The sequence below is a fragment of the Trinickia camelliae genome, from assembly GCF_053525655.1.
Window position 1 is genome coordinate 585,681 of sequence record NZ_JBCHAA010000001.1, and the last position, 24,619, is coordinate 610,299.

Here is a 24,619-nt window from a genome sequence, read left to right on the forward strand (position 1 = left end):
ACCTGAGACTGTTCTCGCCGACGGCGTCAATGATCTAAACCGATGCGTCTGGCCCGGCAGCACCATCGTCCGACAGCCGGGCAAGCAGCGCATCGATATCTTCGACTGCGGCGGGCTTGACCAAATGGGCATCGAAGCCGGCGTCCCTGGAGCGGCGCCGGTCGTCCTCCTGCGACCATCCGGTCAGCGCCACCAGCAAGAAGCGCCGGTCCGATTGCTGGCCGCGAATCCTCTCGGCGGCCTCGTAGCCATTCAACCCGGGCAAACCAATGTCGAGCAGGATCAAGTCAGGCAGCAGGGCGGCCGCTTCCTCCACCGCGCGAAGCCCATCGTACGCAACGTGGACATCGTGACCCAGCATTCGCAGCAGTGTGGCGAGCGAGTCAGCCGAGTCATGGTTGTCGTCAACGATCAGTATGCGGCGAGCCTGCTCCGCCATCTGCTCGCGCCCGGGTCGTTCCGGCAGCGCTGGCTGCGCCAGTTGCGCTTCCGTCAGCATGGGCAGCCGCACGACGAACTCGCTGCCCTGGCCCGCGCCAGCACTGTGAACGGCCACAGCACCGCCATGCATCTCCACCAGCGTCTTGACCAGGGTCAGGCCGATTCCCAGACCGCTACGCGTGCGTTCCAGCGAATTGTCGGCCTGCGCGAACATGTCGAAGATGCGTGACAGCTGGGCTTCCGTAATGCCGATGCCGTTGTCCCAGACCCGGACCAGCGCATGGTCCCCTTCGCGTTCCAGATGCAGTTCGATCCGGCCGCCTCCCTCAGTGAACTTGCTCGCGTTGCTCAGCAGATTGCCGATCACCTGCAGCAGCCGCACGGGGTCACCGTCGACGTAGATCGGCTCAGGCGTCACACTAACCACCAGTTCCTGACGCATCGCCTCGCACTCGCTGCGGGCAGCCTCGGCGGCGTGGTGGGCCAGCGAGTTCAATTCGACCTCACCCCGGCGCAGTTCGATCTTGCCGCGACTGACGCGGCTCACATCGAGCAGTTCGTCGACAAGGCGAACCATCTGCGCCATCTGGCGTTCCATGATGTCCATCGCGGATCGATCCGCTGGCATGTGTGTGCCCGACTGCAGCAGTATCTGCAGGGCATTGCGAATCGGCGCGAGCGGGTTGCGCAGCTCGTGTGCGAGTACCGCCAGAAACTCGTTCTTGCGCCGGTCGGTTTCGGCGAGTCCGGCGGCAAACGCTTTCAATTCTTCCTGCATGCGCCGGCTCTCGCTGATGTCGCGCGCCACGCGGGATATGCCGAACACCGCACCGTTGGCGTTGCGAAGCGGCGAGATGGCGACCGACAGGTGCACCTGCCGGCCGCCCCTGTTCATGATCGTCGTTTCGACATGCGCGATACGCTCGCCCCGCCGCATGCGGGCCTGAAAGTCGGCCTCCCCGTTTTCCTGTGCGGGCGGCATCAGCCGCGCGAGGGACGTGTCGATCGCCTCGTCGGCGCGCAGCCCGAAGATCCGTTCCGCGCCCGCGTTCCATGTCGTGATCACGCCGTCAAGGGTTGTGCTGATGATTCCGTCGTCGGAGCATTCGACAATCTCGGCCAGCCGCGCCTGGACCTCTCCCGCGCGAGTGCGTTCGGTCACGTCCTCGAGCGCCAGCAGGATCAGTCCCGTTTCTTCCCCGTTGCGAACGATGCGGCGGGCATTGAGCAGCATGATCCTGTGGCCGACTGTGTCGAAGGTCGCCTTGACTTCGTAGTCCTCGAAAGGCTTGCGCTCGACGAGCGCCTGCGCGAGCAGTGCGCGCAGCTCGGGAATGTTCCACTGACCGTTGCCCAGTTCAAACAGACGGCGCCCTTCCGTATCGGATGGCATCTGGCGGAACGTGCGATAGAACGAGCGGCTCGCCATCTGGATGCGCAGCTCGCTGTCCAGGACCAGCAGCGGGTCGCGCACCGTCTCGATGATGGCCCTGGCGTAATCGCGCGCATCGAGCAGCGCGGCCTGCGCCAGCTTCGCGGCATGAATGTCCTCGAGCGCGAGCACAGCGCCGTCGATCCGGTTGTCGGCGGTGCGGTAGGGCAGCACGCGGAACGCGTACCAGCGACCGGCTGCGTCCTGCACCTCGTGTTCGCGCATCTGCACGGTCCCGATGACCTCGTTCAGCAGCGCTTCGAGGCCAACCGTCGGCACCGGCAGCCTGAGATGACTGGCCGGTCGTCCGACGTCGCCGGCGCGCAGGTGCAGCAGCTTCGTGGCGGGCGGCGTGAAGCGGCGCACGCGCAAGTCGCTGCCGAACACGATGATCGGAACGTTGACGCTGCCGAACAGGTTGGTCATGTCGTCGTTGAGCCGGATGAGCTCGGCGTTGCGGACCTGCAGCTGTTCGTTGACCGTCGTCAGCTCTTCGTTGAGCGATTGCAGCTCCTCCTTTGCGGTTTCGAGTTCTTCATTGGTGCTCTGCAACTCCTCGTTCGACGAAAGGATCTCCTCGTTGCTCGCCTTCAGCTCCTCATTGGCGGCATCCTGCTGCTCGATCACCGATTGCAGGTATTCACGCGTGGAGGCCAGTTCCTGGCGCAGCAATTCCAGTTCGTCCCCAGGCCATTTCGCCGGTGCGGCGATGGCCGGTGCCGCCGGCATCGGACCGGTGCGACGCGCAGGCTCGGCAAACGAAATCAGGTAGCAGCGTTCCGCCGCGTTCGGCAATTTGACCGGGATGACGTCCAGGTCGATCTCCCGGTCGGCCGCTTCGCCACGCACGCGTACGCCCTGACGGTGCACCGGAACGCCCTGCTGCTGAGACTCGGCGAGCGCGGTGCGTAATGGGCCGAACAGCCCCTCGCGCGCCATCTTCAGGAGGTTGTGACTGGGTTCCCCCGGCGCCGGGGTCAAGAACGGTCCGGTCTGGCCGCGAAACTGCAGGATGTCCAGATTCTCGTTGACCAGGACCCCCGGCGGTGCGTATCGGGCGAGCGCGACGCGGTCGGCCTCGCGCTGCCAGTCTGTAACAGACGTAGCCGGTGCCGGGGCGGCGCTTCGATCGGGGGTTGCGATGGTTCGTTCAGCGCGGAAGTGGGGATACGCCCGGGTTGCCGTTGCCTTTCTTACATAGATGCGGTTGGGCTGGTCGACGGCGGCGAAAAGCGTCGTGAACGAACCGACGGTTTCCGACGAACCGAGTACGAGAAAGCCGCCCGGGTTGAGTGCGTAATGGAAAGTCGGGATGACGCGTTTTTGCAGCGAAGGTGCGAGGTAGATAAGCAGATTACGGCAGCTGATCAGGTCGACACGCGAAAAGGGCGGATCGGCCGCCACGTTCTGCCGGGCGAAAACGATCATCTCCCGCAGCGAAGCGGACACGCGGTAGTGGCTGTCGTCCTTGGTGAAAAAACGGCTGAGCCGCTCGGGTGACACTTCCGCCTCGATGCTGCCGGGATACAGTCCTTCGCGCGCCTGCTGCAGCGACATCGTGTCGCTCAGATCAGTGGCGAAGATCTGGACAGGTAGCGATGCCCAATGGGTCTTCTCGAGAAATTCCGTTACGACGATCGCCAGAGAGTAGGCTTCCTGACCGGTCGAGCATCCCGGCACCCAGATGCGCAGCGGCATGCCGGGTTCCTTGCTCTTGATGATCGCGGGCAGCACCAGCTTCCTGATCGCATCGAACGCGTCGGGGTCCCGAAAGAAGCTGGTGACGTTGATCAGGATGTCGTGGTACAGCGCCTCGAGCTCGATGCGGTCGATCTTCAGTTGCGCGGCGTAGTCGGCCAGGCTGCCAAGCGAATGCAGCACCATCCGGCGCGTGATGCGCCGCCTGACGGTCGTATCGCGATAGGTGCTGAAGTCGACCTTGAAAGCCGCATGCAGCCGGGTCAGGATCTCGCTGTAGTTCCGGTCTTCCGCGAGGGTGTCCGGTTCGGATTTCGTCACCCGGGAAGCGGCGACATAGGGATGACGGCCGATGCGTGCCAGCTCGCGAGCCATGTCCGCAGGAGTCAGAACCATGTCGATGCAGCCCGAACGGATGGCATTCAACGGCATGCCAGCGTGGGCAGCGCTCTGTTCGTCCTGGGCGAGCGTGATGCCTCCGGCAGCTTTGATCTCTTCCACGCCCTGGGTCCCGTCGGTGCCGGTGCCCGAGAGGATCACGCCGATCGCGCGGGCCTGGCAGTCTTCGGCTAGTGACTTGAGAAAATGGTCAATCGGCAAATGTACGCCGTGCGCCTCGCTGCGCGGGGTGACGCGGCATACGCCGTTGGCAATGGCCAGCGTCGTGTTGGGGGCAATTACATAAACGTGGTCCGGTTCGACCGGTAGACCTTCGCGGGCCTCGAGCACCGGCATCGGCGTCACTTCGCCCAGCAGATCGCGCAGTTTGCTTTCGTGTTGCGGATCAAGATGCTGCACGATGACAAAGGCCATGCCCGTATCGGAGGGCAAATGTCCGAGCAGCTTGTTCAGGGCCTCGAGGCCGCCGGCCGACGCGCCGATGCCGACCACCGGCACCTGGCTTCCCTGGACTCGGTCATCCTGTTGCGCGGCTGGGCGAGACGTTTTGCGGATCACTCAAAATGCTCCAGAAGGGGAATCGTTGCTGCTGCCCGGTGCCAATAGCGAGATCGAGATCCGACAACGTCGAGTGCGCAAGCGCCGTGCCGTGGGACCGAAGGGTATCGATATTCCCCACTATATGTCGCCCGCCTGCTGCGCTCGCACGCATTGCGCGAGCGCACGCACGCCGGGCTCGATCTTGTCGAGCGGAATGGCCGAAAAACCCATGCGGAAATAACGGCGCGCCTCGTCGTCGTTCGTGAAGAACACGCTGCCCGGCTCGATCAGGACACCGAGCGCTTGTGCATCGGCGGCGAGGCGCGTGGCATCGAGCCACAACGGCCCCTCGACCCAGCACGATGCGCCGCCCGTCACGCGTACATAGCGCGCATCCGGCAGATGCGCATCGAGCGCGGCCATCAGCGCTTGCGAGCGCTCGTTGTACGCATGCGCGAGCCGCCGCAGTAGCGCGTCGTGATGCCCGAGCGCGAGAAACGTCGCGAACGCGCGCTGGATGTACGCAACGGGGTGCCGCACCATCAGGCGCCGCAACGCACGCAGCTCGCGAATCAGCTCGCGCGGACCGACTACGTAACCGAGCCGCAGACCCGGCGCAAAGGTCTTCGACAGACTACCGACGTAAATCACGCGATCGGCCGTGTCGAGGCTCTTCAGCGCGGGGTGCGGCGTGCCGGAGAACGTGTTCTCGCTCTCGTAGTCGTCCTCGACAATGACGAAGTCGTGCTGCTGGGCGCAGTCGAGCAGCGCGCGGCGACGCTCGATCGGCATCGTCGCGGTGGTGGGGCACTGGTGGCTCGGCGTCACGTACACGTAGTCGCAGCGCGCGAGCGTTTCGCCGAGCGCGTCGGGTGCGATCCCGTTGCCGTCGACAGGCAGCGGCAGCAGCCGCGCATTGCGGTTCTCGAAGATGTTGCGCGCGTCGGGGTAGCCGGGATTCTCGAAACCGACCGTCGTGTCCTCGTCACACAGCAAGTCGGCGATCAAATACAACGCTTGCTGGCAGCCGTTCGTGATGACGATTTCTTCTGCGGCCGCGAACACGCCGCGCCGTGGCAGCACGCGTGTGCGGATCTGCTGGATCAGCGATTCGTCGTCGCGCTCGATGAGGTCGGGCGCCCAGTTGCGGATCTCCATGATCGACAGCGCCTTCATGCAGCACTCGCGCCAGTCGTTGGCCGGAAACAGCGATTGGTCGAACTGGCCGTAGATGAACGGAAATTCGTAGTGCTGCCAATTCGCGGGTTTCACGATGTTGCGTTGCGCCGACGGCGGATGCGCGATGCGCTGTCGCCAGATGGGGCGGCTCGGTGCTTCGCCGCCGGCGGTCGCGGGCGTCGACGCGAAACCGGACCGGCCCCCGAGCATCTGCGGGTTCACGAAGTGTCCGCTGCGCTCACGGGAGATCAGGTAGCCGTCGTCGACGAGCATCTGGTACGCCAGCACGACGGTGTTGCGCGCGACGCCAAGCTGGTCGGCGAGCTCGCGGCTCGACGGCAGGGCGGCGTCGGGAGGCAGTTGGCCGTCGAGGATCGCGGCCACGAGCATCTGCCGGATCTGGTCCTGCAGACTCGTCTTCGATGCCGACGACCGCCTGAATTGCTGGGCCCACAAGGCGGTCGGGGTACGGTTCGGCATGCTGTCTCCTAGTGTGCGCGGTCTTGGCAGCAGGATACGCAAACTCGTGATGCGCCGACGATCCGGACAAATGCCGGTGGCTCTCGCTGGAATCTGCGATGCGTTGTTGCTCGGCAGCGCAGTCGCGAGCCTTCAGGGCCAGGAAGGGGCCGCGCTGCCCAATGCGCTAGCCGGCAGGTCCCAGCGCACGTCGACCCCCGCGATCCGCCACGGCGTGGCGATGCGTCGAGCCGGTCCCCATGAAGTCGATTCGATCGCCGCGCCGGCGTCGGCTGAGGATTCCGCAGCGAGCGGCGTGTCGTCCCACGCTGCGTTGAAGTCGATGAGGGCTCGCGCGGTCCGCGCCAGCGCGAGCCGCGCGCGCGTCGCGACGCCGTCCTCGAGCCGCCGCGTCAGGCCGCGCAGCACCGCTGCCGCCATCAGATACCCGGTGGCGTGGTCGAGCGCCTGCACCGGCAGCGGGACAGGCGAGGCCGAGCCGCGCCAGCGCATCCCCGCATCGGCGATGCCGCAGCTCATCTGCACCAGGCTGTCGAAGCCGCGCCGCGCCGCCCAGGGGCCGCTCCAGCCGTAGGCATCGAGGCTGACGTCCACGAGTCCGGGGGCGAGGCGCTCGCGTGTGGCGGCGTCGAAGCGGAGCGCATCGAGCGCGCCGGGGCGCAGGCCGTGCACCAGCACGTCGGCGTTCGCCAGCAACCCGGCAAACATCGCGTGTCCGGATGGCGTCTTCAAGTCGAGTCGTGCGCAGCGCTTGCCGAGCGTCACGTCGGGCACCGCGCCGGGCTCGTCCCAATCCGGGGGATCGATGCGCAAGACCGTGGCGCCCAGGCCCGCGAGAAAGCGCGTCGCCACCGGCCCGGCGAGCACGCGTGTCACGTCGAGCACGCGCACGCCGTCGAGCGGCCGGTCGAGCGCGACGGGCCAGCCAGGCGCGGCGCTGGCCGGACTCGTGTCGCTCGCGACGAGCGGTTCCGCTGCTATCGCGCTGCCTTGAGGGTGCGAGCGCCACGCGTCGGCGTCGCGCATTTGCGCGGCACAACCGCCTGCATTGACGATCGCTTGCTCGAGGCCGGCGCCGTCCCATGCCGCGACGGCTGCGGCGGCCGCTTGGCGATCGGCGACCGCGCCGAGCACGCGAAGCACGGCCGCCCGGTGATGCGGGGCGTTGACATGCAGCCGGATCCAGCCGTCGCGGGTCGGGTAGTCGCCCGTCAATGGATCCCGCAACGGGGGCACTTGCCAGCCCATCGGACGCAACGACGTCGCAAACCAGAACGAAGCAAGCCGCCGGTCGACTTCGACGGCGGCTGGCGGGCGGGTTTCAACGAGGGAGGCGGAAGGTTCAACAGCGAGCGCACGCACGGCGTGCGGATGCGCCCGCGCGAGCAGTGCGTCGACCGCGAGCGCCGCAGCGGCGATCGACGCGGCCGCGAAATCGGTGACGGCGAACGCCGACGGCAAACTGCCGGCGCCGCGAAAAGCGAGCCGATCGACATCGCCGGCTTGCCCGCCGAGCGCATCCCACAGGATGCGGGTCAGGGCGAGCGAGGCGGACGACATCGCGTGGCTCCTTGTTAACTCAGGTCTCGAGATCGACGCCCTTGGTCTCCGGCGTGGCGAGGATCGCGAAGATTGCCGCCACGGCGTAGACCATCACGAACAGGCCAATATAAATATAGGCGCGATGAATCCCGTACGCATGCAGGATCAGGCCGGCGATGATCGGAATGAGCCCCCCGCCGTAGACCTGCGACACCTGATAGCCGGCGCTCGCGCCCGAGGCGCGATAGCGCGTCGGGAAATTCTCGGTGTAGAAGGTCGGGATCGCGCCATACCCGAAGCCGAACACGAAGCCGAAGCCGATCACCTCGGCGAGCACCGCGAGCCAGAAGTCGCCGGTGTTGATCAGATAGAAGTAGGGGATCGCCCACACGAGGAAGACGACCGCCGAGGTCAGCAGGATCGTGCGGCGGTTGATGATGTCCGCGAGCAGCGAGCCGATGATCATGAACACCAGCATCGAAGCGGCGGCGATGAGGCCGATCGTCTCCGCTTGCGTTCCCGGGAAGCCGACCGCCTTCATGTAGCTCGTGCCGAACACGAAGCTCAAGAAAAACGCGCCGCCGAACATCGCGTTCACGAGCGACGTGCGCAGGATGCGCAGCGGCATTTCCGCCCACACGCGGGCAGCCGGGTTCTTGAGTTTTTCTTCACCCTGTTTGAAGCGCTCGAACACGAAACTGTCCATCGTGCGGGTGCGGATCACGATGCCGACGATCGCCACCGCGAAGCCGACGTAGAAGAAGATCCGCCAGCCCCAATCGGTGAACTGCGCGGGCGTCATCAGCGACTTCACGAAGATCACCGAACCGAAGCCGAGCAGCAGGCCGATCGGGATCGCGAATCCGACCCAGGCGCCCCAGAACGCGCGGCGCTTCGACTTCGCCGCTTGCTCCACGACCCACGTCGACGCCGTGCCGAATTCGGCGCCGAAGCTGATGCCTTGAAACAGGCGAAACACGATCAGGAGGATCGGGGCGATGGCGCCGATGCTGTCGTAGGTCGGCGTCAGTCCGATGGCCAGGGTGCTCACGCCCATCAGCAGCAGCGCATAGACCATCGCGTCCTTGCGGCCGGCGCGATCGGCGATGTTCCCGAAGATGAACGCGCCCACCGGGCGGATCACGATGCCGAGACCGTACACGCCGATCGCGGCGGCAATCGCGGCGAGATTGGGCAGCTTGAAGAAGACGCCGCCCCACACGGTGGCGGCGATGATCCCCGTGACGAGGAAGTCATACTGCTCGATGACCGATCCGATGATGCTGGCGAACGCAACCTTGAAGATCTGCTGCTGTGTGGGTGCTGCTACGGCTTCTTCTGTTATTGCCATGTTGGGTCTCCGTACTTGTCTTGCGCTGGTTTACCGTCGTCGGGAGCCTACATTGCGCCCCGTTCCCGTTTGGTTCGAATCATCCTCGCTTCTGCGCATTTCCATTAGTTGAGGCGATCCCTAGTGCGTATGTCATGCATCAACCTCAATCGTCGGCGAGGCCCAGGCGGTTCGGCTGGCGGCGCTCGATCGCCCACTTGAGCAAGGCCGCCGCGCGCAGCGGCCCGTGCGCGAATTTTCCGTAAGGCAGCGTCAGGAACAACGCGATCACCGCACCCAGGTGAACCGCGAGCAACGTGGGCATCGCTTCGCTCGTGCGCCAGGCGGCAAGTGCGAGCCCGGTCACGGCGATGAACAGCAGCAGCGCGATGAAGCCGAGATCCATCGGCTTTTGTTGCGCGTCGCCCTGCAGCGGGTGGCGACGCAGATTCAGCCAGCCGAGGCCGAGCGTGCCGATCGCAATGCCGATGCCGCCCGCGACGCCCAGCAGCACCGGCAGGCTCGTGTACGCATACGGCGCTTCGAGACGGAACACGTAGTGATAGAGCGTCGCGACGCTCGTCGACAGGAAGCACAGCAAGAAGCCGTAGAAGGTCGCCTGGTGGCAGTGGCGGCGGGCGAGCGAGAAGCGGTCGTCGTCGTTGTTGCAACCGTCGCCGTGGCCGCCGCCGAGATACTTGAGCGTCGCCACCGCCGCGGTGGCCTCGGCCGCTTGCGCGGCGCCGGCCGCGCCGGGCGCCATCTCGCGCCAGAAACGCCGCACGCCGGCGCCGAGCGCGAAGAGCGCGAACAGGAACACCGGCGCGAAGATGCCCGCCATCAGGTTGTGCGAAAACACATCGTAGAAGCTGCCGCCGGGCGTTGCGCGCCATAGGGTGCCGTTCATCGCGAGCGCGAGAACCAGGAACAACGCGATGCCGATGGCAAGCGAGAGCGAAACCACGAGCCCGTTGCGAGCGTAGAGCCGCCCGAAAGCGCTCGGCCACGCGTAGAGGCCGTACGTGCGCAGGCGCACGCGAGCCATCGTCTGCGGCACGTTCACCGCGAACTCATGGGGCGGCGCGTACTGGCACGCGTGCAGGCATGCGCCGCAGTTGTGGCAGAGGTTGGCGAGGTAATGCACGTCGGCGTCGCCGAACTCCAGACGCCGCGTCATCGCCGGAAAGACTGCGCAAAAGCCTTCGCAATAGCGGCATGCATTGCAGATCTGCAGGATCCGCGCGGCTTCGCTCTCAGGGGCGGGCATGAGCGGCACGCCGTCCGCCGCGGCCTGGGCTTGGCGGATCAGGACTTCAAGCGACTGCATCGGCGTGTCCCTTGCGTGCGGCGATGGCTGCGAAGGCCGCGTTGCTGCCCGCGATGCGGCCGAAGGCCGTGCCGATGCTCATGCCGACGCCCGCCGTGTAGCCCTGGCCGAGCACGTTGCCGGCCATCATTTCGCCCGCGACGAACAGGTTCGGGCTCGCGACGCCGCCGAAGTGGACCGCGGCCGTCTCGTCGGTCTTCAGGCCGAGATAGGTGAAGGTGACGCCCGGCCGCAGCGCGTAGCCGAAGAAGGGCGCGGTGTCGATCGGACGCGCCCAGTGCGTCTTGGGCGGCGCGAGATCGGCGGTGCGGCAGTCGTCGAGCCGTGTGTGGTCGAACGTGCCGGGCCGGCACGCCGCGTTGTAGGTGTCGAGCGTCTGCATGAAGCGGGCTTCGTCGAGGTTGAGGGCGCGGGCGAGCTCCGGCAGGCTCTCTGCGCGCGTGCCCGGAAACACGGGAGGCATGAAGCGGCCGACGGCCTTTGCGTCGATGATCGAGTAGGCGATTTGGCCCGGTTGCTGCGCGACGAGCCGGCCCCAGATCGCGTAGCGCTTCGGCCAGAAATCCTCGCCTTCGTCGTAGAAGCGCGCCGCGTCCCGGTTGACGACGACCCCTAGCGACACGCAGTCGATCCGCGTGCAGATCCCGCCGTCGTAGAGCGGCGCGCGCGCGTCGATCGCCACCATGTGCGCCTGGGTCGGGTCGCCGATGCGGTCCGCGCCCGCGTCGAGCATGAAGCGCAGCAGCGTGCCGTTGTTAAAGCGCGTGCCGCGGATCAGGAAGTTATCGGCCGGGTGCTCGCCGCGCTCGTTCTCGCCCCACGCGGCGCGCAGCCACTCGCGGTTCGATTCGAAGCCGCCCGCTGCGAGCACGCCGGTTCGCGCGGCGATCCGTTCGCCGCCCGCATAGGCTGCGACGAAGCGCGAGCCGTCGAGCTCGATCCGGTCGACGGGCGTGTCGTAGCGGATCTGCACGCCGAGCCGCTCGGCGCTGCGGTAGTAGGCGTTGACGAGCGCCTTGCCGCCGCCCATGAAGAACGCATTGGTGCGCGCCGTGTGCAGCGCGCCCGACAGCGACGGCTGGAAGCGCACGCCGTGCCGGATCATCCACGGGCGGCAGGTCGACGAGGCCCGGATCACGAGGCGGGCGAGTGCTTCGTTCGTCTTGCCGCCGGTGACTTTCAACAGGTCCTGCCAGAACTCCTCTTCGGGATACACGTCGACGAGCACGTCCTGCGGGGCGTCGTGCATGCAGCGCAGATTGCGCGTGTGCTGCGAATTGCCGCCGCGCCATTCGCGCGGCGACGCTTCGAGCAGCAGCACCGACGCGCCCGCCTCGCGCGCCATCAGCGCGGCGCAAAGAGCGGCATTGCCGCCGCCGATAACCAGAACATCGACCACTTGATGCGCCACGCTCGTCCATGGGAATCGAAAGATAGACCGTGAGTCTCGGTCCGCGACAGATCGACGTCAATTGCAATTAAGGCATCGATTATTCCAAAATAGGCATCAATCGACCGACGGTGTCCCATGAACATCAATTTCGACTTGAACGACCTTGTGGCCTTTCGCGCGCTCGCCGACCTCGGCAGCTTCCGCAAGGCCGCCGACGCCGTGCATCTGTCCCAGCCGGCGTACAGCCGCCGCATCGACAAGCTCGAGCGCGCGCTCGGCGTGCGGCTCATCGAGCGCACGACGCGGCGCGTGACGCTGACGGCGGCCGGACGCGAGTTCGAGCGCAAGGTGCGCGTGCTGCTCGACGATCTCGACAACGCGCTGCTCGGCATCCGCGGCGATCCGGGCACGCGCGGCGACCGGGTGACGCTCGCGTGCGTGCCGTCGTCGGTTCACCACTTCGTGTCGAAGGTGCTGCGGCGCTATGGCGAAACGCATCCGCGCGTGCAGGTCATCGTGCTCGACGCCAAGGCCAACGAGGTGCGCGAGGCGGTGTCGCAGGGCGAGGCGGATTTCGGCCTGACCTTCGTCGATGCGCACGAGGGCGATGTGGAATTCACGCCGCTGGTTGAAGACCGTTTCGTGCTCGCGTGCAGACGCGATCATCCGCTTGCCGGCGAGCCGAACGTGAGCTGGGCGCAACTCTCGGGCTACGCCTTCATCACGCTCGCGCGCACCTCCGGCAACCGGCTGATCATCGACCGCGCGCTTGCGGGCGCGGCGGTGCGTCCGCGCGTCGCCTACGAGGTGCAGACCGGCGCCACGGCGCTGGCGCTCGTCGAGGCCGGGCTCGGCGTGGCCGCCGTGCCGGCCATCGCCATGGCGGGCACGGAGCATCCGGTGCTCGCGAGCGTGCCGCTCGTCGAGCCGGAAGTGACGCGGACCATCGGGCTCATCCACCGGCGCGGGCGCGCGCTGTCGGCGAGCGCGCAGCACCTGTTCGAGTTGTTCGCGCAGCCTTGGTGATGGCTTGATGCATCTCGTTGGCTGCGCTCATGCCCTGTCTGAGCGGCGCGTTACTCCCACTCGGCCGTCGCCTGTTCCGGATCGGCGAGCGTGAGCCCGCCCGCCGGCAGCGGCAGCGCCGTCTTGTAGCGCACCTGCTTGAGCGCGAAGCTGGAACGGATGTTCGACACCCCCGGAATCGTCGTCAGCCTTTCGATGATGAAGCGTTCGAGCGTGCGCATGTCCGGCATCACGACGCGCAGCAGATAGTCGGCGTCGCCCGACATCAGGTAGCACTCCATCACCTCGGGCCGCTGCGAGATCGCTTCCTCGAAGCGCCGCAGGGCGTCCTCGACCTGCTTTTCCAGGCTCACCTGGATGAACACGTTGATCCGAAGGCCTAGCGGCTCGGGGTCGAGCAAAGTGACTTGCTGCTTGAAGAGGCCGAGCTTTTCCAGCGCGCGCACGCGGTTGAAGCAGGGCGTCGCGGAAAGGTTGACGGCTTTGGCCAGCTCGGCGTTCGTGATCCGCGCGTTCTGCTGAAGCTGGTTCAGGATGCCGATGTCGATGCGGTCGAGCCGCCGGGCGTTGGAGGTCATGGTGTAAATATTCCGATGTCATCGCGATAAGCAGAATATTTACACTATCAACGTGCGAATCTCCAATGAAATCAGACGCACATTTTGCGGGTCGGCCGGTAGCATGACTTCCATTGATGCACGCCCCTGAGACAGCGTGCGGGAGCCTAGCGATGACGGATTTATCGAGCGGTATCGAGCAGACCCAACGCCTTGAGTGGGCAAACGAGTCGGCGAACGCCGACCCCGATGCGCAAGAAACGGCCGAATGGCTCGACGCGCTGGACGGCGTCGTCGCCCACGCCGGCAAGTCGCGTGCGCAATATCTGCTCGACCGGCTCGCCGAACATGCGCGCGCGAACGGACTCGCGTCTGCCCGCATGCCTGTCACGCGTTACCTGAACACGATCCCGCTCGCCGATCAGCCGCGCTATCCCGGCGACCTCGACATCGAAGAGCGGCTCTCGGCCGCGCTGCGCTGGAACGCGCTCGCGATGGTCGTGCGCGCGAACCGCGCGTATGGCGAGCTGGGCGGCCATATCGCGAGCTACGCGTCGGCGTCGGACCTGTTCGAGGTCGGCTTCAATCACTTCTTCCGCGCGGCCCCGCAGGATGGCGGTGCGGGCGCGGGCGGCGATCTCGTCTACTTCCAGCCGCATTCGTCGCCGGGCGTCTACGCGCGCGCGTATCTCGAGGGGTTTCTCGACGAGGATCACCTGCGGCACTACCGGCGCGAGATCGCGGGCCCCGGGCTCTGTTCGTATCCGCATCCGTGGCTGATGCCGGACTTCTGGCAGTTCCCGACCGGCTCGATGGGCATCGGCCCGATCAACTCGATCTACCAAGCGCGCTTCATGCGCTACCTGCAGAATCGCGGACTCGCGAACACGGACGGCCGCACGGTTTGGGGCTTCTTCGGCGACGGTGAAATGGACGAACCGGAATCGCTCGCCGCGCTCTCGTTGGCCGCGCGGGAAGGGCTCGACAACCTCGTGTTCGTCATCAATTGCAACCTGCAGCGGCTCGATGGCCCGGTGCGCGGCAACGGACGCGTGATCGACGAACTCGAAGCGCAGTTCTCGGGCGCCGGCTGGAACGTGATCAAGGTGCTGTGGGGCTCCGACTGGGACCCGTTGTTCGCGCGCGATCACGCCGGCGCACTCGCTCGCGCGTTCGCCGAAACCGTCGACGGCCAGTTCCAGACGTTCTCGGCGAACGACGGCGCGTACAACCGCGCGCACTTTTTCGGTCAGCATCCGGCGTTGGCAGCGCTTGCGGCGCAGCTGACCGATGCCGAGATCGACCGCCTGCGCCGCGGCGGCCACGACGCGCGCAAGCTCCACGCCGCGTATGCGCGTGCGCTGGCTCATAAGGGCCAGCCCACCGTGATCCTCGCGAAGACGATGAAGGGCTTCGGGATGGGCGCGTCGGGGCAGGGCCGCATGACGACCCATCAGCAGAAGAAGCTCGACGTCGACGACCTGAAAGCGTTCCGCGACCGTTTTCGTCTGCCGCTCTCGGACGGCGACGTCGAGCAGCTCACGTTCTACAAACCTGCGGAAGACAGCCCGGAAATGCGTTACCTGCATGCACGCCGGGCTGCTCTGGGAGGCTATCTGCCCAGAAGGCGGAGAGCGGCGTCGAAGGGGCTGACCGTCCCTTCGATGCCAACCTGGGGCGCGTTCGCGCTGGAGGCGGGCGGCCGCGAGATGTCGACGACGATGGCGCTCGTGCGCATGCTCACGGCGCTCTTGAAGGACGGCGAGATCGGCTCGCGCGTCGTGCCGATCGTCGCCGACGAGGCGCGCACCTTCGGCATGGCCAACATGTTCCGGCAGGTCGGGATCTACTCGCCGCTTGGGCAGCGCTACGAGCCGGAAGACCTCGGCTCGATGCTCTACTACCGCGAGGACACGCGCGGCCAGATTCTCGAGGAAGGGATATCGGAGGCGGGCGCGATCTCGTCATGGATCGCCGCGGCGACGTCGTACAGCGTGCACGACCTGCCGATGCTGCCGTTCTACATCTACTACTCGATGTTCGGCTTCCAGCGCATCGGCGACCTGATCTGGGCCGCGGCCGACCAGCGCTCGCGCGGCTTCCTCGTCGGCGCTACGTCGGGCCGCACGACGCTCGGCGGCGAGGGCCTGCAGCATCAGGACGGCACGAGCCACCTCGCGGCATCGACGATTCCTAACTGCCGCGCTTACGATCCGGCGTTCGCGTACGAAGTCGCGACGATCGTCGATGCGGGGATGCGCGAGATGGTCGAGGAACAGCGCGACGTGTTCTATTACGTGACCGTCACGAACGAGAACTACGCGCAGCCGTCGATGCCGGCAGGCGATCGGGAGGCGTTGCGCGACGGGATTTTGAAGGGGATGTACGCGTTGTCGCCCGAAATGTCCGCCGGTGCGCGCGTGCAGCTGCTCGGCTCGGGCGCGATCCTGGGTGAGACGATCGCCGCGCAGCGCATGTTGAAGGAAGACTGGGGCATCGACGCGGCGGTATGGAGCGTGACGAGCTTTACCGAACTGCAGCGCGACGGCATGGAGGCCGAGCGGCAAGCGCGGCTCGGCGACGCGCACGTGAGCCCATACGTGAGCGCCGCGCTCGGCGCATCGCGCGGGCCGGTGATCGCCGCGACCGATTACGTGCGCGCGGTGCCGGAGCTGATCCGCGCCTACGTGCCTCGGCGGTATGTGACGCTCGGCACCGACGGCTTCGGCCGCAGCGATACGAGGCAGGCGTTGCGGTCGTTCTTCGAAGTCGACCGCGCGAGCATCGTGATCGCCGCATTGAAGGCGCTCGCCGACGATGGCGAGATCGATGCCGCCATCGTGCGGGCGGCGCACGAGCGCTACGAAAAGACGGCGGAGCCGAGCGCCGCGCCGTGGCAACGTTGATCTGACGCGGAGCGACAGGCCGCGCGATGCCTCTCATGGACTGTCGCGCTCGCTCCCGTTAAGCCGCCCAAGACTGCGGCCGTGCCACCAATAGGCCTGCTAACCAGCATTTTTTGTATAGCGCGAAGGCGCATTTGGCAAGCCGTGCGCGGCCACCGGGTTCATTCGAGACGGAATAGGGGCCAGTGCGCAAGATGCCGAATGTTGGTCGAATGACGGCCGGTGCATCGGCAGCGTGTAAACTACGGCCTTTTTTGCCTCTCGCAGTATGGAGCAAGCCCCTCAGCGCGCGGCCCTCGGCGGCCCGGCGCTCGTTCGCTTACTGGCGCGCCTGGCCGATGCCGACGTGCCCGAATCCAGCCAATCGCTCTCGGACCGGTTGAGCCAATGGCTCGGCTGGACCGACGCTATTGCGCTGTCGACGGCGTTGAACGGCAATCCTCCCCCGGCGGCTTCCGGCGCGCGCGGCGTCGCGATCGACGACGACCTGTCGAAACGGTGCGCCCACGCGCGCAGCGCGTTGACGAAAGCCATCGTCGGCGATAACGCGCCCGGCTCCGTCAGGCGGGACGGGCGCGTGCCATTACGCGGCCAGGAAGCCCCGACGGATGCGCAACCCGATTTCGCGGTCTTTCGTCAGCGCTATCTGTCGCTGCAGCAGACGATGGACACCGAAATCGGCACGCTGCGCACCCGTCTGCGGACGATGCTGGCCGCCCGGCCGCACGGCATGGCTCGGCTCGCGATGGTGGACGCCGTCATGGAGCGCGCATTGAGCGCGCGTGAGCAGAGCCTCTTTGCCTCGGTGCCCGCGTGGCTCGCGGGGCATTTCGAGCGCCTGCGCCAAGCCGAGGCGCAGCGGCAGGCCGTTGCCGCGGACGCCACCGACGTCAACGCCGAAGAAGCCCCGCCGACGGTCCCCCCCAGCGCCTGGCTGGACGTGTTCCGCAAGGATATGCAGAGCGTGTTGCTCGCCGAACTCGAGGTTCGGTTCAAACCGGTCGAAGGGCTGCTCGCGGCTCTTCGCGCCCGCTAATCAAGACGCTATGCCCAAATTTCGTATCGATTTCGTGGTTTTCTTTGCAGGTCTTTTCGCGGTGTGCTGGATCGGCGCCGGCTATGTCGGATCGAACCCGCTCGCGCTCGCCGTCACGCTGTTGATCGGCGCGTGCTACCTGGCGGGCGCCTTCGAGTTGCGGCGCTATCAGCAGGCCACGTCCACGCTCGCGCGCGCCGTCGCCGGTCTGTCGGAGCCGCCGCCGAGGCTTTCTGCCTGGCTCGACGCGTTGCATCCGAGCCTGCGCAGCGCGGTGCGCGTGCGTATCGACGGCGAGCGCGCCGCCTTGCCCGGTCCGGCGTTGACGCCGTATCTGGTCGGCTTGCTCGTGCTGCTCGGCATGCTGGGCACGCTGCTCGGCATGGTGGCGACCTTGCGCGGCACCGGGGCCGCGCTCGAAAGCGCGACGGACCTCGACGCGATTCGCGCCTCGCTCGCCGCGCCCGTCAAGGGGCTCGGCTTTGCGTTCGGCACGTCGATTGCGGGCGTCGCCACGTCCGCGATGCTGGGGCTTTTGTCCGCGCTGTGCCGCCGCGAGCGGATCGAGGCGGCGCACGAGCTCGACGTGAAGATCGCGACCACGTTGCGCGTCTATTCGCACGCCCATCAGCGCGACGCGTCCTTCAAGCTGTTGCAGCGGCAGGCCGAGGCGATGCCTGCGCTGGTCGATCGTCTGCAGACGATGATGTCGGCGATCGAGCAGCAGAGCCTCGCGTTGAGCGAGCGGCAGATCGCAAGTCAGCAGATCTTCCTCGACAACGCGCAGGCCGCGTATACGCGTCTGGCTTCGTCCGTGGGGCAATCGCTCAAGGAGAGCGTCGCCGAAGGCGCCCGCGCGGCAAGCTCGGCGCTTCAGCCCGTCGTCACGGCGACGATGGACGGTCTCAAGCGCGAGACCGCCACGCTGCACGACACCGTGACGCACGCCGTCGAGCGGCAGTTGAACGGCCTGTCGACCGGTTTCGAGACGGCGGCCGCCAACGTCGCGGATATCTGGAACCAGGCGCTGGCCGGGCACCAGCGATCGAGCGAGGCGCATGCGGAGCATCTGCGCGTGTCGCTCGATCAATTCACCGAAACCTTCGAGCAGCGCTCGGCGAGCCTGCTGGATGGCGTTGCCGCTCGTTTGGATGCGACTGCCGGCAAGGTATCGGAGGCGTGGAACGACGCACTGTCACGACAAGAGCGCGTCAGCGGGGCCATGGCGGAGCGTAACCAGCAGGCGCTGACTGCGGCCGCCGGGGCGTTCGAGCAGCACTCGGCGTCATTGCTTGGCGCTATGAACCAGTCGCATGCCGACTTGCAGACCGAATTGGCGTCGCGCGATCAGGAGCGCCTCGCGGCCTGGACCGAGTCGCTCGCTTCAATGGCTGCCGGTTTGCGCAAGGAATGGGCGGAAACGAGCGCGCACACCGCGAGCCAGCAGCAGGACATCTGCGACACGCTCGCACGCACGGCGCGCGACATCACCGAGCAGACGCAGGCGCACGCGAGCGGCACGATCGCGGAGATCTCGCGGCTCGTCGAAGCCGCCTCGGAAGCGCCGAGGGCAGCGGCCGAAGTCGTCGCCGAACTGCGCCAGAAGCTCTCCGACAGCATGGCGCGAGATACCGCGATGCTCGCGGAGCGCGCCCGCCTGCTCGAAACGGTGGAGACGCTGCTCGATGCCGTCAACCTGGCGTCGACCGAGCAGCGCTCGGCGGTCGACGCGCTGGTCGCCACGTCGGCGGATCTGTTGGACCGTGTCGGCACCCGCTTCACCGACAAGGTGGAAACCGAAACGCGCCATCTCTCCGAAGTGGCGGCGCAGGTCACCGGCGGCGCCGTCGAAGTGGCGAGCCTCGGAGAAGCGTTCGGCGCGGCCGTGCAGACGTTCGGCGAGTCGAACGACAAGCTCGTGGCCCACCTGCAGCGGATCGAAGCCGCGCTCGACAAGTCGCTCGCGCGCAGCGACGAACAGCTCGCTTATTACGTGGCGCAGGCGCGCGAAGTCATCGACCTGAGCATGCTGTCGCAGAAGCAGATCATCGAAGACTTGCAGCAGCTTGCCGCTCAGCAGGCCGCTGCCGGAGCGGAACCGGCATGACGGAAGACATCGAAGGCGGGGTGGAGCCGGCGGTGCCGATTTGGGCGGCGTTCGGCGACTTGATGTCGGCGTTGTTGGGCGCGTTCGTGCTGATCCTGGTCTGCGTGATCGGCATCCAACTGCAGCTCTCGGCCAATCTCCAGAGCGAGGTCAAAGCGCGGCAACTGGAAACGCAGCGCCGCAAGACGCTCGAAGAGGCGCTGGCGGGCCCGCTCGCGGCGGGGCGGATCACGCTCGTCAATGGGCGCATCGGCATCAGCGGCAGCGTGCTGTTCGCGCTGAACTCGGATCAATTGCAGCCCCAAGGCCGCGAGCTGTTGAAGAGCCTGGCCGGGCCGCTGTCGGCCTACCTCAAGTCCCGCGACGAAATCCTGATGGTGAGCGGCTTTGCCGACGACCAGCAGGTGCGCTCGGGCAATCGGCGCTTCGCCGACAACTGGGAGCTGTCGGCGCAGCGCGCGTTGACGGTGACGCGCGCGTTGATCGATGAGGGCGTGCCGGCGTCGTCGGTCTTCGCGGCGGCATTCGGCTCCGAGCAGCCCGTCGGCTCGAATGCCGACGAGCTGGGGCGGGCGAAGAACCGGCGCGTGGAAATCGCGCCGGTCCCGAGGCCGACGGCATCCAATGGCGGACACGGTGAATAACGGCAGCAGGTCCGCCCGGGCGACGCTCGACGCGTGGCGCGAGCGCGGCGCCGATCGCCTGGACCCCGTGCGCTTTCGTTTCATCGATGCGCTGGAGCGGCGCTCGGCCGCGCATAGCGGCGAGGCGCGGCGTGTGTTGGACGAGAGGCTGGCCGCGCTGCTCGATGCTTATGCGGGTGATCTCGAATCCTCCGCGTCGAAGGCCGAAGACGTCGGCAACGAGGCATCGTCGCGCGAGGGGCTGAAGGACCTGGTCGCGTACATCGCCGCCAGCCAAGCATCGGAAGAAGGCGGCGCATCGGCTGGCAACCACGCGAGGCCCACGCCGCGCTCCTATCCGGAATTGGCGATACTCGATGAGTTCCGCGAGATCTGGTCCAGAGTCAGCACCGATCGACAGCTGCGGCAATCGGAGCACCAAGTGCCCAAGAACGCCGGCCCGCTCAATTCGAACATCCTCGTGCACCGATCGCTCTCGCTGATGCGAGAGTTGTCACCGGGTTATTTGCGGCAGTTCCTGTCGTACGCGGACGCTTTGTCGTGGCTGGAGCAACTGACCGCCGTCGCTGCCCCGCCGGCTAAAGAAGCGCCTCGCGCCGCAAGCGCCAAGAAGAGTGCGCGGAGCAAGCCGCGCTAAACCTGCTTATCCAAATCGAGCGCCGTCACGCCTTCAGGCGGACTCGTCACGCGAAGTCATCCCGACCACGTATTCATAGCGCTCGGTGTTCACGTGCGAGATGCGCACTTCGACTGGCGACTGGTGATACGAGTAAGCGACGCGCCGCACTTCGAGCAGCGGATCGCCTTGCGCGAGATCGAGCAATTCGCTTTCGAATTCGTTGGCGCTGGCGGCGCGCACGCGCTCGGAAGTGTTGACCACGTTGATCCCGTACGCTTCCTGATAGAAGTTGTAGAGCGTGCTCGAGCGCCCGCGCAGCGCGGCCTCGGTCAATCCCGGGAAGCGGGATTCGGCGACGGTGATGGTGTCGACGATGATGGCCTCGCCGTGCAGCGAGAGCCGATTGGTAAACGTAAACACGCGTGCGCCCGGTTCGATGTCGAGCATCTCGGCCACCTCGCGTGTGGCTTTCGCCTTCTTGAACGCGACGAGTTCGACGGTAGGGTAGGTCTTGTCGCCGTCCTGTCGCGTGATCCGAAAGAACCGGAAGTAGTGCTGGTCGCGCTGGTGCTGCGCCACGAACGTGCCGAGCCCTTGGTGGCGGATCAGGATGTTGTCGGCGACGAGTTCGTCGATGGCCTTGCGCAGCGTGCCGATCGATACGCCGAAGCGTTCCGACAGACGCTTTTCCGACGGAATCGCTTCCCCGCCTTTCCACTCGTGCGCGGCGAGCGCCGCCAATAGCGCGTTCTTCACTTCCTTGTAGCGCGTTCCGCCCACGGCGGAGACACCCAATGTACGCGCGTTCGCGTTCATGACACCTCCCTGATTTGATATTTGGATTCCGGCCCTCGGCGGCCGGTTTGTCGTTTGGATTCTACCTTGTGTGGTTGACGTAACTCATATAGATGATATAGTTGACTGCGATATCAGCTCAACCTATCAGCTCAATTACACCCAGGAGCGAAAGATGATCCATATCGTGTTGCACGAGTCGAAGGACACCGTCGGCGTGGCGGTCGTCGAGGGCATCAAGGCAGGCGAGCGGTTGAGCGCTTGGATCATGGATGACGACGAGGTCATCACCGTCGTCGCCAAGCAAGACATCCCGATCGGCCACAAGGTCGCGCTCAAGGACATGAACGTCGGCGATACCGTCTACAAGTACGGCGTCGATATCGGCCGCGTCGTCGCGCCGATTGCCGCCGGCGAGCACGCTCACGTGCACAACATCAAGACGAAGCGCTGGTAAGCGCCGCATCCCCCGCGGCAACCCCTTCCTTTCAGTCAAGCCAGAACAGCGAGGCACCATGAGCGTGATCGACTCCAACACGACTTTTCGCGGTTATCGCCGGGCCAATGGGCGCGTCGGCGTGCGCAACCACGTGATCATCCTGCCGGTCGACGATTTGTCGAACGCAGCCGCGCAAGCCGTCGAAAACAACATCAAGGGCACGATGGCCTTGCCCCATCCTTACGGGCGCCTGCAGTTCGGCGCCGATCTCGACCTGCATTTCCGCACGCTGATCGGCGCAGGGTGCAATCCGAATGTCGCGGCCGTGGTGGTGATCGGCATCGAGGATGGCTGGACCAAGCGCGTGGTCGACGGCATCGCGAAGTCCGGCAAGCCGGTCATGGGCTTCGGCATCGAGCTGCACGGCGATCACGACACGATCATGCGCGCGTCGAAAGCGGCCAAGGAAATGGTGCAGTACGCCACCTCGCTCGAGCGCGAGACGTGCCCGATCGGCGATCTGTGGGTGTCGACGAAATGCGGCGAGTCGGACACGACCTCGGGCTGCGGCGCGAATCCGACGGTCGGCAACGCTTTCGACAAGCTCTACGGCCTCGGCACTACGCTCGTCTTCGGCGAAACGTCGGAGCTGACGGGCGGCGAGCAGATCGTGGCCGCGCGCTGCGCGAACGATCAGGTGCGCGAGCGCTTCCAGTTCATGTTCGATCGCTACCAGGACATGATCAATCGCTGGAAGACCGACGACCTTTCGGAATCCCAACCGACGAAGGGCAACATCGCGGGCGGCCTGACCACGATCGAAGAGAAGGCGCTCGGCAACATCCAGAAGATCGGCAAGAAGTGCGTGATCGAGGGCGTGCTCGACAAGGCAGAAGAGCCGACCGGACCGGGGCTCTGGTTCATGGATTCGTCGTCGGCTGCCGCCGAGATGGTCACGCTGTGCGCGGCGTCAGGCTTCGCCGTGCACTTCTTCCCGACCGGGCAGGGCAACGTGATCGGCAATCCGATCGTGCCCGTCATCAAGATCTGCGCGAACCCGCGCACGGTGCGCACGATGTCCGAGCATATCGACGTCGACGTCTCCGGACTTCTGCAGCGCGAACAAAACCTCGATCAAGCCGGCGACAAGCTGCTCGAAGCGATGCTCGCGACGATCAACGGCCGCTGGACGGCCGCTGAAACGCTCGGTCATCGCGAGTTCGTGCTGACGCGGTTGTTCGAAAGCGCGTGAGCGATACCGATGGGGGCGACAGCCCTTGAATATTGGCGCGGGGTGCGACGAGTGCAAGACGAACTCGCCGCACCCCGCGCCATGTGGCGCTTACCCACTATCCAGCAGCAGCGAGTTGAGGAGACACACCTTGCGCCTGCTCAGACATCTCTACGTGCAAGTCCTGATCGGACTTGCCGCCGGCATTCTCGTCGGATTCTTTGCGCCTGACTTCGGCATTCAAATGAAGCCGTTGGGCGATACCTTCATCCGGCTCATCAAAATGGTCATCACGCTCGTGGTGTTCTGCACCGTGACCGTGGGCATCGCGCGGATGGAAAGCCTCAAGCATGTCGGCCGCGTGGGCGTGAGGACGATCCTGTACTTCGAGGCCGTGACGACGGTCGCGCTCGTGCTCGGGCTCATCGTCGCGAACGTCGCGCATCCGGGCGCGGGTATGAACATCGATCCGAAAGCGCTCGACGCGCACGCAGTGAGCCGCTACGTCGCCGAGGCTCATGCCGGGGCGTCGAGCGGCTTGCTCGAAGAGATCGTGCCGAACTCGGTGATCGGCGCGTTCGCGAGCGGCAATCTGCTGCAAGTGCTGCTGTTTTCGGTGCTGTTCGGTATTGCGCTGTCGATCATGGCGCGGCGCGGGCGCTTCTTGTCGAGAGTGATCGAGCAATGCGGCGACGCGCTCATGCGTATCGTCGAAATGATCATGCGTCTTGCGCCGCTCGGCGCATTCGGCGCGATGGCGTTCACGGTCGGCAAGTACGGTATCGCCACGCTGCAGCAGCTCGGGCTCTTGATCGTCTGCTACTACGCGACCTGCATCGTGTTCGTCGTGCTCGTGCTGGGCACGATATCGCGCTGGGCGGGCGTGCCGCTGTGGCCGCTGCTGCGCTATCTGCGTGAAGAGCTGTTGATCGTGCTCGGCACGTCGACGACCGAATCGGTCTTGCCGCGCACGATGGAAAAGCTCGAGCGGCTCGGTTGTCCGAAGTCCATCGTCGGGCTCGTGCTGCCGACGGGCTACTCGTTCAATCTCGACGGCGCCGCGCTCTACCTGACGATGACATCGCTCTTCATCGCCCAGGCGATGAACATCCATCTGACGCTGCTGCAGCAAATCGGCTTGCTCGCGGCGCTGATGATCACCTCCAAGGGCGGTGCAGGCGTCGCGGGGGCGGCGCTGGTCGCGCTGACGGCGACGTTGTCGACGCACTCGATCATTCCGGTGGCGGGCGTTACGTTGATTCTGGGCATCGACCGGGTCTTGAACGAGGTGCGGGCGCTCGTGAATCTGGTCGGCAATGCGGTGGCGACGATCGTCGTCGCGCGCTGGGAGGGCGCGTTCGATTACAAGGTGGCGCGCGAAGTGCTGGCTTCGCACCGCTCTACAACTGACGAAGCCGACGAAGCTCAAAGTTTCCCCGACCAGGCCGTTAATGATGCTGTTGCCGCAAATATAAAAAATCGAACCTAATCGTTGAGA

At 65.9% G+C, this 24,619-nt stretch carries 17 protein-coding genes; 9 read left to right on the plus strand and 8 right to left on the minus strand.

All coding sequences use genetic code 11. From position 1 onward, the window contains the following. Positions 1–34: 34 nt before the first annotated feature. From AAHK20_RS02680 to tcuA, 6 genes are all read right to left on the minus strand, one after another. Positions 35–4,528, minus strand: a complete 4,494-nt coding sequence (locus AAHK20_RS02680) for a chemotaxis protein CheB (protein ID WP_449179870.1) — start codon at positions 4,526–4,528, stop codon at positions 35–37. A 120-nt stretch (positions 4,529–4,648) separates the two neighbouring features. Further along, a complete protein-coding gene (pdxR, locus tag AAHK20_RS02685; RefSeq protein ID WP_449179871.1) occupies positions 4,649–6,169 on the minus strand; it encodes a MocR-like pyridoxine biosynthesis transcription factor PdxR in 1,521 nt (506 codons plus the stop codon). Between the two features lie 132 nt (positions 6,170–6,301). Further along, a complete protein-coding gene (locus AAHK20_RS02690) occupies positions 6,302–7,729 on the minus strand; it encodes a CoA transferase (protein ID WP_449179872.1) in 1,428 nt (475 codons plus the stop codon). Positions 7,730–7,748: 19 nt separating this feature from the next. Next, positions 7,749–9,062 (minus strand): MFS transporter, encoded by a 1,314-nt coding sequence (locus tag AAHK20_RS02695; protein WP_449179873.1) that lies wholly within the window; start codon positions 9,060–9,062, stop codon positions 7,749–7,751. A gap of 145 nt (positions 9,063–9,207) precedes the next feature. Further along, complete coding sequence (gene tcuB, locus AAHK20_RS02700; RefSeq protein ID WP_449179874.1) at positions 9,208–10,368, minus strand: tricarballylate utilization 4Fe-4S protein TcuB; 1,161 nt, start codon at positions 10,366–10,368, stop codon at positions 9,208–9,210. Continuing rightward, a complete protein-coding gene (gene tcuA / locus AAHK20_RS02705) occupies positions 10,355–11,767 on the minus strand; it encodes an FAD-dependent tricarballylate dehydrogenase TcuA (RefSeq protein WP_449179875.1) in 1,413 nt (470 codons plus the stop codon). Before tcuA ends, tcuB begins: the two co-directional genes overlap by 14 nt. 129 nt (positions 11,768–11,896) lie before the next feature. Between tcuA and AAHK20_RS02710 the strand changes: the two genes are divergently transcribed. Continuing rightward, the gene (locus AAHK20_RS02710; RefSeq protein ID WP_449179876.1) at positions 11,897–12,787 is read left to right on the plus strand and encodes a LysR family transcriptional regulator; all 891 of its coding nucleotides are present in this window, start codon (positions 11,897–11,899) and stop codon (positions 12,785–12,787) included. Between the two features lie 50 nt (positions 12,788–12,837). On the opposite strand, the gene AAHK20_RS02715 is transcribed toward AAHK20_RS02710, so the two are convergent. Continuing rightward, positions 12,838–13,365, minus strand: a complete 528-nt coding sequence (locus tag AAHK20_RS02715) for an Lrp/AsnC family transcriptional regulator (RefSeq protein ID WP_449179877.1) — start codon at positions 13,363–13,365, stop codon at positions 12,838–12,840. Positions 13,366–13,517: 152 nt separating this feature from the next. Here AAHK20_RS02715 and mdeB point away from each other — a divergent pair, with 152 nt between their 5' ends. From mdeB to AAHK20_RS02740, 5 genes are all read left to right on the plus strand, one after another. After that, complete coding sequence (gene mdeB / locus AAHK20_RS02720; protein ID WP_449179878.1) at positions 13,518–16,250, plus strand: alpha-ketoglutarate dehydrogenase; 2,733 nt, start codon at positions 13,518–13,520, stop codon at positions 16,248–16,250. A gap of 268 nt (positions 16,251–16,518) precedes the next feature. Beyond that, positions 16,519–17,286, plus strand: a complete 768-nt coding sequence (locus tag AAHK20_RS02725; protein WP_449179879.1) for a DUF3348 domain-containing protein — start codon at positions 16,519–16,521, stop codon at positions 17,284–17,286. Positions 17,287–17,296: 10 nt separating this feature from the next. Continuing rightward, the gene (locus AAHK20_RS02730) at positions 17,297–19,393 is read left to right on the plus strand and encodes a DUF802 domain-containing protein (protein WP_449179880.1); all 2,097 of its coding nucleotides are present in this window, start codon (positions 17,297–17,299) and stop codon (positions 19,391–19,393) included. Then, the gene (locus AAHK20_RS02735) at positions 19,390–20,037 is read left to right on the plus strand and encodes an OmpA family protein (protein ID WP_449179881.1); all 648 of its coding nucleotides are present in this window, start codon (positions 19,390–19,392) and stop codon (positions 20,035–20,037) included. Before AAHK20_RS02730 ends, AAHK20_RS02735 begins: the two co-directional genes overlap by 4 nt. Continuing rightward, the gene (locus AAHK20_RS02740) at positions 20,018–20,674 is read left to right on the plus strand and encodes a DUF2894 domain-containing protein (protein ID WP_449179882.1); all 657 of its coding nucleotides are present in this window, start codon (positions 20,018–20,020) and stop codon (positions 20,672–20,674) included. The genes AAHK20_RS02735 and AAHK20_RS02740 overlap by 20 nt, the downstream gene beginning before the upstream one ends. 33 nt (positions 20,675–20,707) lie before the next feature. On the opposite strand, the gene AAHK20_RS02745 is transcribed toward AAHK20_RS02740, so the two are convergent. Further along, complete coding sequence (locus AAHK20_RS02745) at positions 20,708–21,472, minus strand: GntR family transcriptional regulator (RefSeq protein WP_449179883.1); 765 nt, start codon at positions 21,470–21,472, stop codon at positions 20,708–20,710. 154 nt (positions 21,473–21,626) lie between these two features. Between AAHK20_RS02745 and AAHK20_RS02750 the strand changes: the two genes are divergently transcribed. From AAHK20_RS02750 to dctA, 3 genes are all read left to right on the plus strand, one after another. After that, complete coding sequence (locus AAHK20_RS02750; RefSeq protein ID WP_137332594.1) at positions 21,627–21,908, plus strand: UxaA family hydrolase; 282 nt, start codon at positions 21,627–21,629, stop codon at positions 21,906–21,908. A 58-nt stretch (positions 21,909–21,966) separates the two neighbouring features. Continuing rightward, on the plus strand, positions 21,967–23,142 hold the full coding sequence (locus AAHK20_RS02755) for a UxaA family hydrolase (protein ID WP_449179884.1): 1,176 nt from the start codon (positions 21,967–21,969) through the stop codon (positions 23,140–23,142). A gap of 130 nt (positions 23,143–23,272) precedes the next feature. Then, positions 23,273–24,610 (plus strand): C4-dicarboxylate transporter DctA, encoded by a 1,338-nt coding sequence (gene dctA / locus AAHK20_RS02760; RefSeq protein ID WP_449179885.1) that lies wholly within the window; start codon positions 23,273–23,275, stop codon positions 24,608–24,610. Positions 24,611–24,619 lie beyond the last annotated feature (9 nt).

Coding starts and splice junctions, on each gene's coding strand:
- AAHK20_RS02745 (WP_449179883.1), bottom strand. CDS start 21,472: ATGAACGCGAACGCGCGTACATTGGGTGTCTCCGCCGTGGGCGGAACG.
- AAHK20_RS02740 (WP_449179882.1), top strand. CDS start 20,018: ATGGCGGACACGGTGAATAACGGCAGCAGGTCCGCCCGGGCGACGCTC.
- AAHK20_RS02730 (WP_449179880.1), top strand. CDS start 17,297: ATGCCCAAATTTCGTATCGATTTCGTGGTTTTCTTTGCAGGTCTTTTC.
- AAHK20_RS02735 (WP_449179881.1), top strand. CDS start 19,390: ATGACGGAAGACATCGAAGGCGGGGTGGAGCCGGCGGTGCCGATTTGG.
- AAHK20_RS02750 (WP_137332594.1), top strand. CDS start 21,627: ATGATCCATATCGTGTTGCACGAGTCGAAGGACACCGTCGGCGTGGCG.
- AAHK20_RS02715 (WP_449179877.1), bottom strand. CDS start 13,365: ATGACCTCCAACGCCCGGCGGCTCGACCGCATCGACATCGGCATCCTG.
- AAHK20_RS02695 (WP_449179873.1), bottom strand. CDS start 9,062: ATGGCAATAACAGAAGAAGCCGTAGCAGCACCCACACAGCAGCAGATC.
- AAHK20_RS02690 (WP_449179872.1), bottom strand. CDS start 7,729: ATGTCGTCCGCCTCGCTCGCCCTGACCCGCATCCTGTGGGATGCGCTC.
- mdeB (WP_449179878.1), top strand. CDS start 13,518: ATGACGGATTTATCGAGCGGTATCGAGCAGACCCAACGCCTTGAGTGG.
- tcuB (WP_449179874.1), bottom strand. CDS start 10,368: ATGCAGTCGCTTGAAGTCCTGATCCGCCAAGCCCAGGCCGCGGCGGAC.
- pdxR (WP_449179871.1), bottom strand. CDS start 6,169: ATGCCGAACCGTACCCCGACCGCCTTGTGGGCCCAGCAATTCAGGCGG.
- AAHK20_RS02755 (WP_449179884.1), top strand. CDS start 21,967: ATGAGCGTGATCGACTCCAACACGACTTTTCGCGGTTATCGCCGGGCC.
- AAHK20_RS02725 (WP_449179879.1), top strand. CDS start 16,519: ATGGAGCAAGCCCCTCAGCGCGCGGCCCTCGGCGGCCCGGCGCTCGTT.
- AAHK20_RS02710 (WP_449179876.1), top strand. CDS start 11,897: ATGAACATCAATTTCGACTTGAACGACCTTGTGGCCTTTCGCGCGCTC.